The sequence below is a fragment of the Streptomyces sp. DI166 genome (assembly GCF_900091315.1).
In the GTDB taxonomy this organism is placed as follows: domain Bacteria; phylum Actinomycetota; class Actinomycetes; order Streptomycetales; family Streptomycetaceae; genus Streptomyces; species Streptomyces fuscus.
Window position 1 is genome coordinate 79478 of sequence record NZ_FLSP01000017.1, and the last position, 14230, is coordinate 93707.

Below are 14230 nucleotides of genomic sequence, written 5' to 3' on the forward strand. Positions count from 1 at the left end.
GAGGGCGCGTGACACGACGGGACATGGAGAAGTTGATCGGCGAGATCAGGGGGATGCTGGCCGACCCCACCACCGGGCTCATCGCGCAGCACCAGGTGCAGGAGAGCCGGCACGGCAAGGTTCTTGAGCATGTCACCTACAGCACGACCGGCGTGCGGGAGGAGAACCGCGAACTGCGGCGCCGCCAGGAGCGCATGCTCACCGAGCTGGGCCAGGTCCGCTCCGCGGTGGACGAGCTGCGCCGCGAGATCGCCCAGGCATGGGCGCACATCGTGGCGGTGCGCCGTGCTCCCCGTCCGGGAAAGGTTCCGGACCTGACGGTTGGTCGCCATGGGCGGCGATCACGGTTCGGCCGGGCCCGGACGGCAAGGTACGGCGCAGAAAGTCCGCGACGGACTCCCGGGCGCGGGGGTTTGGCCTTCGGGGCCCGCGCGGAGGGCTCCTCGCCCCGGGACTCGGCATCACATCCGCCCAGCAGCAGGAGAGCAGCGGCGGCGAGGGAAGTAATGCGGCAGTGGCTTGTCGCATGCATGTGAGGAACCTCCAACCTCGGTAATGCGCACCGAGGTTGGAGGTTCCTCACCGTGTCTCAAGCCGTGGGGTGTTCGAGGTTGTGCGAGGCTCTGTACGACCAGATCAACAAGGGGGAAGCCATGGCCGTCGCGCCACCCGAACCGCGGGCACCGACGCCGCCGCCTTCGTCGCCGCGCTCCACCGACTGAAGGTGTGGTCGGGTCTCGGCTACCGCCACCTCGAACGCCGGGCGGCCCAAGCGGGACACAACCCGCCCTACTCCACGGCGCCACTGTCCTCGGCAGGGACCAACTGCCCCGCGGACCAGGTCCGGGCTCTCCTGTTGGCGTACGACGACCCTCAACACCTGGAACGTCCGGCGGATTTCGATCTGGACACTTCGCGGGAGTGTTTCGCCCGGCTGGTGAGTGCCCTGGAGAAACGCTTCGGGCCGTCCCACTCCGCGCTGGCTCAGGACGCCAGTTCTACGGTGCCATCGATGTCCCGGCGAACGCGACGGGTCTTGGTCGGCCCAGCACGACCGGTACTTCGCGTACATGTGAGGCATCTACGGCTCCCTCAGCCATCCGGTCCTCCGCCAGCACCTTCCTAGACGTCTTCCGCCGCGCCTTCGGCCATCTCACGGCCTTTCACGGGTGGTGGACACGCGGCCCCGTCCGAGGGTCTCGGTCACGGTGAGGGTGGCGGGTACGGAGACATTGAGGCGCCGGGCGTGCCCGAACAGGGCCGACTCCGTACCGACCGGGTAGCCCGTCTCCGGGTCGAACAGCACGGTCTCCCGTTGCCTGCTGCCGTCGTACGTCTCGCTCTGCGACACCGCGATCGCGGAGCGGCCGTTCCAGGTCGTGGTGGTCGCCACGGTCACGCCGGTGCGGTCGGCCAGTACGCGCAGGGCGGCCGCCCGCAGACGCGGATCGACGGGGCCGGTCCTGCCCGCATAGGTGAGCATGTCGTACACCCCGTAGACGATCATTCCGCCCTCCCAATTGACCTCGGTCAGCTGTCGTGCGAGGACTCGCGGGTCGGTCGAGAAGGGTGCCACGCCGCCCCAGTCGTCGCCTTCCGGGGCGGGGAACTCCCCGGGCCCGAAGTTCCGGTCCTTCACCCCCGCGTCCGCCACCAGCCCGGCGTCCTGGGCGTCCTTGCGCTGCTCCGGGTTGGGGTAGAGGGGTTCCCCGTAGGCGCTGCGCTGTCGTCCGGATCCGTCCTCGGCGACCCACGACTCGGTCACCGTCGGGACGGCGGCGTTCGCCACACCCCCGGGGACGTCGCCTGCGGTGTGCAGCCACCATCCCCAAGTCTTCGAGTACTGGTAAGTGCCGTGCGCGGGCTCGGGTTCGAGCCGTTCGACGCGCCGCGCGAACGCCTGGAGATACGCGTACGCCGACTTCCCTTCGACCGGGTGGAGGGACAGCACGGGCGGGGTGTAGGCGACCGGCGCCCCGGCGTCGCCCTGGACGAGGTCGCCGCGTACGGCCACCACCGCGACTCCGACTGTGACGAGGCCCGCCCCCAGGAGCACTTGGCGCCGTGCCGGGCGCGGGCGGACCCGCCGCGGAGGTCGGGCCTCGCGCAACGCCTGGAGTGTGCGCTGCGCATGAGGCGTCAGCAGGGAGCCCGTGCCCTCTCCCGGATCACCGGCCGGATCGTTGGCCGCGGTGAGCAGTGCTCGTACGCGTTCCGTGTCTCGCTTCACGTCGCCGTCCTCTCCGTCATAGAGCCCTGGTCGGCAACCGCCGTTATTTCCCTTGCGAGTTCACGCTCCAGCCTTCGGCGGGCGCGGTGCAGCCGTACGGCGAAGGTGGCCTTGCCGCACCCGAGCGCCTGGGCGGCCTCCTGCGGATCCAGGCCGTCCCACGACACCAGCATCAGCACCTCGCGGTCGCGCTCCGGCAGCCGTTCGAGTACGCGAGCGGCCCCCATGCGGTCCAGGACCTCGGTGTCCGCGCCGGGTTCGCCGCCCAGGGGGTCCTCTTCGTCGCGCAACCGGCCTGCCAGCCGGTCCGCCCGCCCCAGCGACCGGCGCGCGTTCGCGGCGACCCGCCGGGCGATGCCGTACAGCCACGGCAGGGCGGCGCCCTGCCGTGTCGACCAGCGTTCCAAGGCGATCGTGAAGACCTCCGAGACCGCGTCGTCGACCAAGTCCGGCGGCAACCTGCGTCTCAAGTACCTGCTCACTGCCTGGTACGAGTCGCGGTACTCCGCCTCGAACCGAGACCAGTCGTCTGCGCTCTCCCCCACACGGCCTCCCCTTCCGATGATGCTCGCGGACTGTTTGTGTCCGACGCGGCACGGCGATTACCGGGGCTGCCGAACTTTCACGGGCGGCGTGGGCGCACCCGCCGTGCTACGAGGGCCAGACGACCAGGCCGTCCCGCACCACCAACGGCTCGGGCCGCACGTCTTCGTAGAACCGGGTCCACCCGACGGTTACGCTCCCGTCCGCCCCGCGATGGACATCGTGCGCCCTGTCCGCCAACCAGGTCAGGAGTACGCCGATGCGGTCGAAGTCGTCCGGGTGTATCTCCTGCCGACCGGTCAGGGCCCAGCCACTGCGCCACGCGTTCTCCTTGCGCAGCAGGACCGAGCACAGCGCACCCCCCACCTTGTACGCCTCGCCCTGACAACTCAGCAGAGGCTCGGGCATCTCCTCGACCTCGACCGCCTCGCCCTCCACCTCCACCACCAACGGAAACCCGGTCACGATCCTCAGCTCTGCCGGCTGGGGCCCCAGCCCCAAATGCCACTGAAGCTCTGCGACTTCGGCTTCCGACACTTCGTCACGGAGGTCGAAAGCAAGCATGAGTTCATAGATGTCAGCCACGGCAAGCACCCTAGATCCCACCACTGACAGCACGCTGGGGCAGGATCTCTTCTCATGAGTTCGCGCCACTGGGGCACCCATGGGATCGACATGACTGCGCATCGCGTGATCAAACGGTTCGCGTCCGGCAGCGACGGCCGAGCCGCACGCGAATGGCGAGGACTGACACTCCTCGCCGCCCATGCTCCGGGGCTCGCTCCGGAACCGTACGAAGCGGATCTGGCGGCCGAGAGGCCCTTCGTGGTGATGTCCCGACTCACCGGCGAACCTCTGCGTGGCACCGTCATGGGGAACCAGCAACTCGACGCGCTCGCCGAGGCCGTGACCGCACTCCACAACGCCGTACCACCCCATGCGCTCCGCACAGTCCCGTCACGGCCGGTCCTCCCACCCGACCTCGTCCGCCTGATCAACGCGTGGGCGGTCGACGGCCCGTCGTCGCGCACCGGTGGGCCCGTCGGGCAGGCCATGGACACAGGGCTGCGCTGGCTGGCCGGCACTCGGCTCCACGCGGAAGACCCGCAGGACTTCCCGGATGTGTTCGGCCCCGGCGACGGGAATCTCGCCAACTACCTGTGGGACGGCTCCCGCGTCCAAGTCGTCGACTTCGAGGACTCGGGCCGCAGCGACCGCGCCTACGAGCTTGCGGAGATCACCGAACACGTCGGCAGTTGGGTCGAGCAGCCCGTCGATGTGGCCGGGTTTCTGGCTCGCTTCGAGCTTTCCCCCGCGGAGACGGCACGGCTGCGCGAGTGTCGACGTCTGCTGGCACTGGTCTGGCTGTTTCTGCTGGCGCAGGACGATCCCGACCATCCGCGAAACCCGGTCGGCACGGCCGAGAAGCAGGCGGTGCGGCTCCTGGAGTTGCTCGGCTGACCGCGAGCCGTTCAGTCCAGGACGATCCGGTCGTCGAGCTCCACCTGGCGGCGTACCAGGTACGTCCCCGGGGCGTGGCCCATGGCGCCGTGCTCGGGGTGCAGGATGTACGCGGTCGCGCCCTCGTGGACGGCCATGGCTTCCTGCGCGGCAGTCAGCTCCGTGATGCGCCCGCCGGACTCCATGGCTCCCCTCCGCACCCCAAGAACGCTTCGTCCAAGTGACGCCGAAGGTCACGGAGCGGTTCCCGACCTGCGCGGACATGCGGGGCCGCATGGCCCGTTGCCACCCGGGCCATATCAAATCGGTGCCGAACAGGCCGTGTTGACCGTGCTCACACCCGCCTCTACTGTGCGCGATGCGGACAACACCTCTGCATGCGCACGCAAATGCGTCTACGGGTGTCCTCTGGCCGCGACTCTGCACCGCCGCGCCACCCCTGCCGCCGAAGACGGAGCCGCGCATGGACACTCCTCTCGCCACCGTGTTCCTCCCGCTCGCCCTCGCCGTCATCATGTTCGGCCTGGGGCTGTCCCTGACGGTGGACGACTTCCGGCGGGTGCGGCGCCACCCCCGGGCCGTTGTCGTGGCGATGTCCTGCCAGCTCCTTCTCCTGCCCGGCGCGTGCCTGGGGCTCGTCCTCGCCTTCGGTCTCTCCCCCGTGCTCGCGGTCGGCATGATGCTGCTGGCCGCGTCGCCCGGCGGGACGACGGCCAACCTGTACAGCCATCTCTTCGGCGGCGACGTGGCGTTGAACGTCACGCTCACGGCGGTCAACGCGCTCCTGGCCGTGGTGACGCTGCCGATCATCACGAACCTCGCCCTCGACTACTTCGAACCGGACATCGGGGAGAAGAGCATGGGGTTGCAGTTCGGCAAGGTTCTGCAGGTGTTCGCCCTGGTTCTGGTGCCGGTGGCGATCGGGCTCACCGTGCGCCGCCGCTCGCCCGATTTCGCGGGGCGCACGGACCGCCCGGTCCGGATCCTGTCGGTCGCCGTGCTCGTCCTGATCATCACCGGGGCGGTGGTGGCCGAGCGGGACAACATCGGCGGCTACGTCACGGACGTGGGGCCGACGGCGGTGGTGTTCTGCGCGCTGAGCCTTGCCATCGGGTACGCGGTACCGCGGATGGCGCGGCTGGACAAGCGCCAGTCCATCGCCTGCTCCATGGAGATCGGCGTGCACAACAGCGCCATCGCCATGACGCTGGCCATCAGCGTGCTCGGCAGCGTCAGCCTGGCCGTTCCGGCCGCCGTCTACGGCGTCCTCATGAACCCCGTCGCCGCCCTCGGGGGGCTGCTGATGACCCGCGGCACCCGCCGGGCCGAGCGGGCCGCCGCTCCACTCTGACCGGAACCGGGGCCACCCGCCCCAGGGGCCCCTCGCGTCGGCGAGCGGTTACAGTGCCAGGGACGGCAGCCTGGCTTGTGAGGGGTAGCGTGACCGACACCAGCGACACCCGACCCGCCGACGGCGCGGCGGCCCAAGCCCCACGCCCACGCAGCCGGGTGCTCCGCCTGATGCGCTACCTCCCGCTGATCACACCCGTCCTGCTGTGGGCGGTGCCGTGCGGGATGCTCCTCCACACCGGCCAGGACTGGCCGCTGCCGGTCACGCTCATCGGCACGGTCCTGTTCGCCCTCGGCCTCGTCGGTATGCCGTACGCCATGATGCGCGGGCACGGCCGACGGCAGGAGGACCGGTCGGCGATCATCGGTGACACCCTGCTGGGCGGGAGCTGGGTCCTGTTCACCTGGACGGTTCTGCTCGGCGTTCCGGCGCGCATCGCCCTGACCGTGGCCGGTGTGGGGGAAGGCCAGGACCGCGCGCGCATCGTCACCTGGGCCGTCCTCGCCGTAACGGCCCTGCTGCTCGCCTGGGGGTACGCCGAGGCCCGCCGCGTCCCCCGGGTCCGCCGAGTCGAGGTGCGACTTCCGCGCCTGGGCGCCGGGTTGGACGGACTGCGCGTCGCCCTCATCACCGACACGCACTATGGCCCGCTGGACCGCGCGCGGTGGTCGGCCCGGGTGTGCGAGAAGGTGAACGCCCTCGACGCCGACCTGGTCTGCCACACCGGCGACATCGCGGACGGTACGGCCGAACGCCGCCGCGCCCAGGCCGCCCCGCTCGGCACCGTGCGGGCCACCCACGCGCGGGTCTACGTCACCGGAAACCACGAGTACTACAGCGAGGCCCAGGGCTGGGTCGACCTGATGGACGAGCTGGGCTGGGAGCCCCTGCGCAACCGGCACCTGCTGCTCGAACGCGGCGGCGACACCCTGGTGGTCGCCGGTGTGGACGACGTCACCGCCGAGTCCTCCGGGCTGGCCGGACACGGCGCGCACCTCGCCGGGGCCCTGCGGGGCGCCGACGCCGACCACCCCGTACTCCTCCTGGCGCACCAGCCCAAGTTCGTCGACGAGGCGGCGGCAGGCGGCGTGGACCTCCAGCTCTCCGGCCACACGCACGGCGGCCAGATCTGGCCCTTCCACTACCTGGTGCGGCTGGACCAGCCCGCGCTCGCGGGACTGACCCGCCACGGCGATCGCACCCTCCTCTACACGAGCCGCGGCACCGGTTTCTGGGGCCCGCCCTTCCGGGTCTTCGCCCCCAGCGAGATCACCCTGCTCGTGCTCCGGTCACCGCGGCGCGCGGCGTAGCGACGGCACTACGACGGGCTCCGGTCACCGCAGCGCACGGCTAGCAACGGCACTAGGACGGGCTCCGGTCACCGCGGCGCGCGGCGTAGCGACGGCACTACGACGGCAGGGCGGCACCGGGCATCGGCTCGCCGTCGTCCTCCGGTTCGCCGTCGTCCTCCGGCTCCGCCGGTGGCTCGGCGAGTTGCTCGCGTACGTAGCCCCAGACCACCGCGATCAGGGCCGTGACCGGGACGGCGAGGAGGCTGCCGACGATGCCGGCCATGTTGCCGCCGAGCGTCACCGCCAGGAGGATCACGGCGGCGTGCAGGCCGAGACCCCGGCTCTGGATCATGGGCTGGAACACATTGCCCTCCAGTTGCTGCACGACCACGATGATGGCGAGCACGATCAGCGCGTCGGTCAGGCCGTTGGACACCAGGGCGATGAGGACCGCGACGAGACCGGCGAACAGCGCGCCCACGATCGGTACGAACGCGGTGACGAACGTCAGCACCGCGAGCGGCAGCACCAGCGGCACGTCGAGGATCCACAGGCCGATCCCGATCAGCACGGCGTCGATGAGGCCGACGGCGGCCTGGGAGCGGACGAACGAGCCCAGGGTGTTCCAACCGCGCGCGGCGACGGTGGGGATGTCGGTGGCGAGGCGGCCGGGCAGCTGACGGGAGAGCCAGGGCAGGAACCGCGGCCCGTCCTTGAGGAAGAAGAACATCAGGAACAGGGCCAGTACGGCGGTGATCACGCCGTTGACGACAGTGTTCACTCCCGACACCAGGGCGCTGACGGCACTCCCCAGCCCCTCCTGCGCCCGGTCCACCCCACTGTCGAAGGCCCGGTCGATCTCGGCGTGACCGATGTTCAGCGGCGGGCCCGCGGCCCACTCCCGAAGCCGCTGCACACCCTCGACCACGCCGTCGGTCAGCTCCCCCGACTGCGACGCCACCGGAACCGCGATCAACGCCACGACGCCTGCGGCGACGAGCAGGAACAGGACGGTCACCAGCCCCGCGGCGAGGGCCGGCGGCCACCCTCGCCTCCGCAGGAACCGCGTCGGCGGCCAGGTCAACGTGGTCAGCAACAGACCGAGGGTCAGCGGCCACACCACCGACCACATCCTGTCGAGCAGCCAGAGAGCCACGGCGACCGCGACCAAAACCAACAGCAACTCGGCGCACACACGCGCCGATATGTGCAACGCGGCACGAGACTTCGCCGCACTCACTTTCGCAGGCATGGGGCACACCTTATGGGGCGGTGCCGGAGGGGCACCCCGCTCCTGCGGGGCCGCACTAGATCCGCTCGGCGGCCGCCAGGAGGCTCGGCGGAAGGTACGGGGACTCGACGCGTATGTCCCAGCCCCGTCGGCGGGCGTGGCAGGTCAGGGCGAGGATGTTCAGGTCGAGGGAGCCGTCCGCGTCGTCGACGCGGTCGGCGACGCTGTAGTAGTCACGGTGGGCCTCCAGCGCGTCCAGCAGGGCGAGGTTGAAGCTCTCCTCGTCGCCCTCCACCAGCTGCGAGAGCAGTACGGCGGGCGGCATGGCGAAGCCCCAGTCCTTGGCCCGCTCCGCCTGCTGCAGCGCACGCTCCGCGGCGCCTTCGGGGTCATCGCCCTTCAGGTAGGCGTGCAGGGCCTGCCGGTACTGGGTGAACGCGGAACCGTCCGCGTCGGCGTGGTTGGGACCGGCGAGCACCAGCGGCGCCAGGTCCTCGCGTACGCCGGTGATGAGGGCGAGGTTCGTACCGATGTGCCAGGCGTAGGCGCCCGCCGCGTCGTTCCGCACGGCCGTGTAGCGGAGCTCGCGGCCGTCGACCGTCACCTCGACCTCGGTGCCGGGCTCGGCCATGGCGATACGGAACAGGGCGCCCGCGGCCTGGGAGCCCAGGCGGAGGTGCCCGAGCTGGGCGTCTGTCACGTCCGAGGAGACCGCGGACCGCCAGGTGAAGAGATGGGCCTGGTGAGCCATGACATCACTGAGCGCCCGCACGCTGAGCGGCTCACCGTCGACGGGGGTGAGCGCCTCCATGACGCGCTTCTGGTCCCGCGCGTCGAGTTCCTCGCTCTCCTGCCACTCGCGGGACGGGCGTTCCACGACGACGGGGCCTGCGGCAATAGCGGCGACCGCGTCGCGCCGCCGGTTCCGGCCGAACGGGCCGACCCGCGGACCGCGGGACTCGAATCCGCTGATCAGCGCGTGCGGCAGATACTCGGTGCGCACGGCCGGCTCCCAGCCGAGCGTCCGGTACGCGAGCGCGGTCAGGGCAAGGGGGACCAACGGCAGGAGATGACGCGGGTCGGCCGACGAACCGTGCAGCGTCCGGTGCCGGTCGAGGAGGTCGGCCAGCCCGTCGTCGAAGCCCTTGCGGTCCTCTGCGGCCAGGGCCCGCAGTGTCTGCAGGGCCACGCTGTGAGGGCGGTCCAGGAGGGGCTCCCCGATCTCCTGAGCACGGGCTTGGATCCGGCCCAGGGCCGCGTCGACGGCGGCGATCTTGGCCTGGGCGTTCGGCGGATACTCCTCGTCGTCGCCGGTGTCGTCCAGGACTACGGCCATGAACCCCGTGGCGAGTTCCCCGGCCGGCGTCCCCTGCGCCCCCTCGGCGAACTTCTCCCGCGCGAAGTGGAAGGCCTCGCCGTGCCACTTCGCCTTGTCCCGCAGGACGGTCAGACACAGCGCGTCGATCCACTCGCCGGGCGTGACCCTGTCCTCCGGGGCGTCCGAGCCGGGGTCGTAGCCCATGCCGAAGTTCACGTAGTCCAACGTGACTTGGAAGCTGCAGTGCGGGTGGTACGCGGCGTAGGCGACCGCACCGGCCGCCGCTTCGGAGGCGTCCTTGAGGACGGCTCTGGCCTCCGCCGTGTCGAGGTCGGGTGTCGCGACGGACAGGGCGCCCAAGTAGCCGAGGAACTCCTCGGCTATCGACTGCCATTCGTACACGGCCATCCGGTCCGCCCTCGACATGGACCTCACCAGACGTCCGATGCGATTGGCGAAGTCCTCACGTGCCGCCGACACGGCCGCCTCGCCCACCTGGTGACGCTCAATCCGCACGATTCCCACTCCTTGATCGAATCTGTGCGCCAGCCTAGGCGAGGGGTCTGACATTGGCCTCCTCCTCCGGGAGGTGAAGTCACGGAGGACGGGTCGGGTTCAGTGGCCCACTTGGCGGTGGGCGAAGCGGGCGAGTTGCTCGGCGGCGCCGGGGGGCATGCTGTCCACCGCGTTGTCCGGCAGGGCCAGGATGACGGTGCGCAATGAGCCCGCAAGGTCCGGGAACACGGCCCAGGACGACTCCGGAACGCTCACCACGGCGAACAACAGGTCACCCTCGTAGAAGTAGGCATCGAGCAAGGGCTCGTCGAGCAGCAGGCGCACCGCGAGGGGAAGCACGAACGGCAGACCTACCTGCTGCGACACGAGGGTGCGCAGATCCGCCGGTGTGAGCTCCCCGAGGCGCATCCGCCGCAGCGCATGCACCTTGCGCACCAAGGGGGTTGCCTCCGAGGCGGCCGACTCCTCCCAGCGGGGCGGGTCGAGTTCGTCGAGCGTGCGGTCGAGGTGCAGCAGGCGGTTCATGGCAGCGGTCAATCCATCAGCGGAGTCAGCGGATCCGGCCTGGACAGCGCCTCGGACAGCGCGAGTCCCTCCCTCGCGGCGACCGTCCGGCGTACCCGGACTTCGGCTCGTGTCCGCGGGCGGTACTTGGGCTCCTTGCCGCACCCGCACGCCGTCCGCCCTTCGTAACGCAGCCCCTCCCCCAACACCGCTGCCACGGCCGCCCACTTACGGACATCACGCCTGCGCGGCGGAGCGAAGTCGTGGCCTGCGCAGGTGAGGGGGCCGGAACAATTGGGGCACATGTGCTCCCGCCGCGGATCGGCATGCCGCTTGAAGCTGACACGGCACGACAGGCAGGCGTAATGCAGCTTGTAGGAGGCCATGGCGTAGACGCACATCCGAGCACTGTAACGGGCAGTCAGTGACGGTACCGATCGAATATCTCCTGGCTGTCAGGAGTGAAGGTCCACTGGCCCAGAGCCCGTCGCAGCTCGGGCTCGGTCAGCCAGCCGTGCCAGGACACCTCACCGGGGTCGGGGGTGCCGGTCTGCGAAAGCTCGGCATCGCACACGCCGAGCCAATGCGGGCTCAGCCCGCGCCGGTTGAGGAACTTGAACCGGAAGCGCACCGGCGCCGACATCCCCAGCTCCTCGGCCAGTTCGCGCGCGGCGGCCTGCTCGTAGGACTCGCCGACACCCGCCGCTCCCCCGATCCCGAGTTCGTAGTGGCCTGGGAAGCGGGACAGTTGATCGGCACGTCGATGGACCAGGTAGCGGGCGTGCTCGTCGCGGCACACCGTCACGCCGATCCGGTGCAGCCAGTTCTCTCTGACAGCCTGCCTCCGGCTGACCACCCCGAGTACCCGGTCTGCCGCGTCGACGCGTTCCACGAGTTCGTCCACGACGGACAGCCTCGCAGGACCCACTGACATCGTCGCGACGCCCGGTTAGTCGTCCCCGGCCGGCGGCGCCTCCGTCGACATCCCCACGACCGTCCCGTTCCCCGAGAAGATCACGCCCGGCTTCTCGGGGGCCTGGTTCAGGACCCACAGGCCCAGCAGGGTCGCCAGGGTGAAGACGACCGCGATCAGGACCGCGAGGACGAGGCGGCGGCGTCGTTCGCGGCGGCGCCATTCGCCGCGTGCCGTGCGGTAGACGTCGGGGTCGGGAGCGGCCTGGACGCCGTCGGCGAGGGCGGCAAGCGCCTCGCGGAGTTCCTGTTCCGTGCGGTCCGCACCGGTGTTGTTCATCGCCGGGCCTCCATCGCCTGGGTCAGGGCGGCGAGGCCGCGTGAGGTGTGGGTCTTGACGGAGCCGCAGGAGATGCCCATCGCGGCGGCGATCTCGCTCTCCTTCAGTCCGAGCCAGTGGCGCAGCACGAGGGCCTCGCGCTGGCGGGCGGGCAACTGCTGGAGCGCGTCCATGAGGACGCGCTGGTCGTCGCGGAGAATCGCCGTGCTCTCGGCGGAGGCGACGAGTTCGTCGGCGGGCTTCTCCACGTGCTTGCGGACCACCTGCAGGTGCCGTATCCGCATGCGGGTCAGGTTGCAGACGGTGGAACGCAGGTAGGCCTCCGCGGCGGCGGTGTCCTTCAGGCGGCGCCACTTGCGGTAGATCTGGTAGTACGCCTCCGCGACCACGTTCTCCGGGTCGTCGGCGCCGAGCAGGACGGCGAGACGCAGCATCGACGAGTAGTGCGCCTCGAACAGGCGGGCCACCCCGGCCTCGCGCTCCGCGTCCGCCGGGTCGCTCGCCGCGGGAGGCAGGGGCACGGCGGACACCGCCGTGCCGCGCTCGGGTCTCACATGCTGTCTCATGCGTTGTTGGCTCCCGTCTCGGGGTGCCGCCTGGCGAGCAGGCGTGACGGCAGGTCGGTCAGGTCGGCGCCGCGCGGGACGCCGAGGCGGCTCAGCACGAAGGTGCCGGCCACAGCCACGGTCATGTTGAGGAGCAGGGCGGCCAGTCCGGCGTAGATCTCGGGGCCGGAGCCGAGCGGCACGATCGAGGAGAACCCGCCCCGGACGACCATGGCGGTGCCCGCGAGCATGCCCACGCCCCATCCGGCCAGCAGCGCCCGCGGGTGCAGCCAGCCGGTGTACAGGCCCACGGCGACGGCCGGGAAGATCTGCAGGATCCAGACCCCGCCGAGGAGCTGGAGGTTGATCGCGTCCTGGTCGCGCAGCCCGAACACGAACGCCACCGCGCCGACCTTGGCGGTGAGGGAGACGAGCTTGGCGACCCGTACCTGGCGCTTGGGCGTGGCCGTGGGATGGACGTACTCGACGTACACATTGCGTACGAAGCTGGTGGCGGCCGCGATGGACATCACCGCCGCGGGGACCAGCGCTCCTACGGTGATCGCGCCGAAGACCAGGCCCGCCAGCGGGGACGGCATCAGGCGGTCCACCAGCATCGGCACTGCTGCCTCGGCGCCGCCCTCGGGGGCCTGCACGCCGGTCGCGAGGGCCGCGATGCCGAGGAAGCCGAAGAGGGCGAGCAGTCCGGTCCAGGCGGGCAGGGCCACCGAGACCTTGCGCAGGGTCTCCGGGCCGTCGGCGGCGAAGCCCGCGGTCAGCACATGCGGGTACATCAGCAGGGCGAGGGCCGAGCCGAGGGCGAGGGTGGCGTAGGCCGGCTGCTGTTCCGGAGTGAGGAGGAGGGCCGGGCCTCCGAGGCGTTCGGCCGCGCCGTCGAAGACGGGGCCGGGGCCGCCGAGGCGGTCGAGGACCAGCCAGGTCACCGCGGTGAGGGAGACGAACACGGCGATGGCCTTGAGGGCCGAGATGACGGTCGGGGCGCGCAGTCCGTGCCGGTAGGTGGCGATGGCCAGGCCCGCGAAGAGGGCCACCATCAGCGCGTCCCCGGTCACGCCGCCCGGGTACAGGCCGCCCGCCGCCAGCACGGCCCGTATGCCGAGCAGTTGCAGCGCGAGGTACGGCATGGTCGCGAGGATGCCGGTGAGCGCGACCACCAGGGCGAGCGGCGCCGAGCCGTACCGGCCGCGCACGAAGTCGGCCGCCGTGACGTAGCCGTGCCGGTTCGCGACGGTCCACAGGCGGGCGAGCAGGACGAAGGCCAGGGGGCAGACGATCACCGTGTACGGCACGGCGAAGAAGGCGGGCGCGCCGTTGCCGTAGGCGAGGCCGGGGACGGCGGCGAAGGTGTACGCGGTGAAGATCGTGCCGCCGAGCAGCAGCCAGGTCCAGACCGGGCCGAGGCTGCGGTCGGCGAGCGCCCAGCCCTCCAAGGAGGGGAGCCGGTCGGTCGGGCGCAGGCGGCGGGCGGTGACGGCGAGCAGCGACGCTCCGCCGATCACGGCGAGGAACGTCGTGGTCATGGCGCCGTCCGCCATGGTTCACCGTCCTTGGTGTGCAAGTGCCCTCACTCACGCAGTTGCGCGAGTCCCTCGTTCGGAGGACAGGAGACGGCGGGAAATTTCCGCGACATTTTCTCGACATACGCTGTCAACCGTCTCCGGTCGGTCGGCAACTCTTGCACAAACCCACAGCTGACGGGAGGGGAGGGCAGGTCATGGCACGCAGGGGTGACAACCGGCTACGGCGCGTCGTGATACCCGCCCTGCTGCTCGCACCCGCGGCCGGTCTGCTGGGGGTTCCGCTGTACGCCGGTGCCGATCCGCGGCTGGCGGGCACGCCCTTCTTCTACTGGTACCAGCTCGCCTGGGTGCCGGGGTGCTGCCTGTGTCTGCTGGCCGCGTACGTACTGACGCACCGACATCGCTGAGCCGCAGTTCCCCGTACTGATTCGCCTCGTTGCTCACCT

17 protein-coding genes are annotated in these 14230 nt (G+C 70.8%); 5 read left to right on the top strand and 12 right to left on the bottom strand.

The genetic code is table 11. The annotated features are described in order from the left end of the window. The first annotated feature begins 8 nt into the window (after window positions 1-8). Window positions 9-536, top strand: coding sequence for a hypothetical protein (locus tag GA0115233_RS40970; RefSeq protein ID WP_176711730.1), 528 nt, complete (start codon window positions 9-11; stop codon window positions 534-536). Window positions 537-1153: 617 nt separating this feature from the next. Here the strand turns inward: GA0115233_RS40970 and GA0115233_RS11310 are convergent. The 3 genes from GA0115233_RS11310 to GA0115233_RS11320 all read right to left on the bottom strand — a co-directional run bounded on the left by GA0115233_RS11310 (window position 1154) and on the right by GA0115233_RS11320 (window position 3358). Beyond that, entirely contained in the window at window positions 1154-2230 is a 1077-nt protein-coding gene (locus GA0115233_RS11310) for a CU044_5270 family protein (RefSeq protein ID WP_141689500.1), read from the bottom strand. After that, window positions 2227-2775 carry an RNA polymerase sigma factor gene (locus GA0115233_RS11315; protein ID WP_176711731.1) on the bottom strand — a complete coding sequence of 183 codons (549 nt, stop codon included), beginning with the start codon at window positions 2773-2775 and terminating at the stop codon, window positions 2227-2229. The genes GA0115233_RS11310 and GA0115233_RS11315 overlap by 4 nt, the downstream gene beginning before the upstream one ends. A 106-nt stretch (window positions 2776-2881) precedes the next feature. Next, the gene (locus tag GA0115233_RS11320) at window positions 2882-3358 is read right to left on the bottom strand and encodes a hypothetical protein (protein WP_093720064.1); all 477 of its coding nucleotides are present in this window, start codon (window positions 3356-3358) and stop codon (window positions 2882-2884) included. Between the two features lie 90 nt (window positions 3359-3448). Between GA0115233_RS11320 and GA0115233_RS11325 the strand changes: the two genes are divergently transcribed. Beyond that, window positions 3449-4234, top strand: coding sequence for a phosphotransferase family protein (locus GA0115233_RS11325; RefSeq protein WP_093720065.1), 786 nt, complete (start codon window positions 3449-3451; stop codon window positions 4232-4234). A gap of 11 nt (window positions 4235-4245) precedes the next feature. On the opposite strand, the gene GA0115233_RS40975 is transcribed toward GA0115233_RS11325, so the two are convergent. Then, the gene (locus tag GA0115233_RS40975; protein ID WP_176711732.1) at window positions 4246-4419 is read right to left on the bottom strand and encodes a hypothetical protein; all 174 of its coding nucleotides are present in this window, start codon (window positions 4417-4419) and stop codon (window positions 4246-4248) included. 278 nt (window positions 4420-4697) lie between these two features. Here GA0115233_RS40975 and GA0115233_RS11330 point away from each other — a divergent pair, with 278 nt between their 5' ends. After that, the gene (locus GA0115233_RS11330; protein WP_093720042.1) at window positions 4698-5585 is read left to right on the top strand and encodes a bile acid:sodium symporter family protein; all 888 of its coding nucleotides are present in this window, start codon (window positions 4698-4700) and stop codon (window positions 5583-5585) included. Between the two features lie 89 nt (window positions 5586-5674). Beyond that, window positions 5675-6895 carry a metallophosphoesterase gene (locus GA0115233_RS11335; protein WP_093720043.1) on the top strand — a complete coding sequence of 407 codons (1221 nt, stop codon included), beginning with the start codon at window positions 5675-5677 and terminating at the stop codon, window positions 6893-6895. 97 nt (window positions 6896-6992) lie between these two features. Here GA0115233_RS11335 and GA0115233_RS11340 read toward each other — a convergent pair whose 3' ends face one another. The 8 genes from GA0115233_RS11340 to GA0115233_RS11375 all read right to left on the bottom strand — a co-directional run bounded on the left by GA0115233_RS11340 (window position 6993) and on the right by GA0115233_RS11375 (window position 13799). After that, window positions 6993-8129: an AI-2E family transporter gene (locus GA0115233_RS11340; RefSeq protein ID WP_093720044.1), complete on the bottom strand. Its 1137-nt coding sequence runs from the start codon at window positions 8127-8129 to the stop codon at window positions 6993-6995. 55 nt (window positions 8130-8184) lie between these two features. Next, a complete protein-coding gene (locus tag GA0115233_RS11345) occupies window positions 8185-9942 on the bottom strand; it encodes an immunity 49 family protein (protein ID WP_255310140.1) in 1758 nt (585 codons plus the stop codon). A 99-nt stretch (window positions 9943-10041) separates the two neighbouring features. Next, on the bottom strand, window positions 10042-10467 hold the full coding sequence (locus tag GA0115233_RS11350) for a contact-dependent growth inhibition system immunity protein (protein WP_093720046.1): 426 nt from the start codon (window positions 10465-10467) through the stop codon (window positions 10042-10044). Between the two features lie 8 nt (window positions 10468-10475). Further along, entirely contained in the window at window positions 10476-10847 is a 372-nt protein-coding gene (locus GA0115233_RS11355; protein ID WP_093720047.1) for a hypothetical protein, read from the bottom strand. 20 nt (window positions 10848-10867) lie between these two features. Beyond that, complete coding sequence (locus tag GA0115233_RS11360) at window positions 10868-11380, bottom strand: NUDIX hydrolase (RefSeq protein WP_093720048.1); 513 nt, start codon at window positions 11378-11380, stop codon at window positions 10868-10870. A gap of 15 nt (window positions 11381-11395) precedes the next feature. Beyond that, entirely contained in the window at window positions 11396-11698 is a 303-nt protein-coding gene (locus GA0115233_RS11365) for a DUF3040 domain-containing protein (protein ID WP_093720049.1), read from the bottom strand. After that, window positions 11695-12264, bottom strand: a complete 570-nt coding sequence (locus GA0115233_RS11370; protein ID WP_093720050.1) for a sigma-70 family RNA polymerase sigma factor — start codon at window positions 12262-12264, stop codon at window positions 11695-11697. The genes GA0115233_RS11365 and GA0115233_RS11370 overlap by 4 nt, the downstream gene beginning before the upstream one ends. Further along, window positions 12261-13799 carry a sodium:solute symporter family protein gene (locus GA0115233_RS11375; RefSeq protein ID WP_093720051.1) on the bottom strand — a complete coding sequence of 513 codons (1539 nt, stop codon included), beginning with the start codon at window positions 13797-13799 and terminating at the stop codon, window positions 12261-12263. The genes GA0115233_RS11370 and GA0115233_RS11375 overlap by 4 nt, the downstream gene beginning before the upstream one ends. Window positions 13800-13978: 179 nt before the next feature. Between GA0115233_RS11375 and GA0115233_RS11380 the strand changes: the two genes are divergently transcribed. After that, on the top strand, window positions 13979-14191 hold the full coding sequence (locus tag GA0115233_RS11380) for a DUF3311 domain-containing protein (RefSeq protein ID WP_093720052.1): 213 nt from the start codon (window positions 13979-13981) through the stop codon (window positions 14189-14191). Window positions 14192-14230: the final 39 nt, after the last annotated feature.

Excerpts from the sequence above, each read along its gene's own strand:
- GA0115233_RS11355 (WP_093720047.1), bottom strand. The coding sequence starts at position 10,847 with ATGTGCGTCTACGCCATGGCCTCCTACAAGCTGCATTACGCCTGCCTG.
- GA0115233_RS11340 (WP_093720044.1), bottom strand. The coding sequence starts at position 8,129 with ATGCCTGCGAAAGTGAGTGCGGCGAAGTCTCGTGCCGCGTTGCACATA.
- GA0115233_RS40975 (WP_176711732.1), bottom strand. The coding sequence starts at position 4,419 with ATGGAGTCCGGCGGGCGCATCACGGAGCTGACTGCCGCGCAGGAAGCC.
- GA0115233_RS11380 (WP_093720052.1), top strand. The coding sequence starts at position 13,979 with ATGGCACGCAGGGGTGACAACCGGCTACGGCGCGTCGTGATACCCGCC.
- GA0115233_RS11330 (WP_093720042.1), top strand. The coding sequence starts at position 4,698 with ATGGACACTCCTCTCGCCACCGTGTTCCTCCCGCTCGCCCTCGCCGTC.
- GA0115233_RS11375 (WP_093720051.1), bottom strand. The coding sequence starts at position 13,799 with ATGGCGGACGGCGCCATGACCACGACGTTCCTCGCCGTGATCGGCGGA.
- GA0115233_RS11360 (WP_093720048.1), bottom strand. The coding sequence starts at position 11,380 with ATGTCAGTGGGTCCTGCGAGGCTGTCCGTCGTGGACGAACTCGTGGAA.
- GA0115233_RS11365 (WP_093720049.1), bottom strand. The coding sequence starts at position 11,698 with ATGAACAACACCGGTGCGGACCGCACGGAACAGGAACTCCGCGAGGCG.
- GA0115233_RS11350 (WP_093720046.1), bottom strand. The coding sequence starts at position 10,467 with ATGAACCGCCTGCTGCACCTCGACCGCACGCTCGACGAACTCGACCCG.
- GA0115233_RS11325 (WP_093720065.1), top strand. The coding sequence starts at position 3,449 with ATGACTGCGCATCGCGTGATCAAACGGTTCGCGTCCGGCAGCGACGGC.
- GA0115233_RS11370 (WP_093720050.1), bottom strand. The coding sequence starts at position 12,264 with ATGAGACAGCATGTGAGACCCGAGCGCGGCACGGCGGTGTCCGCCGTG.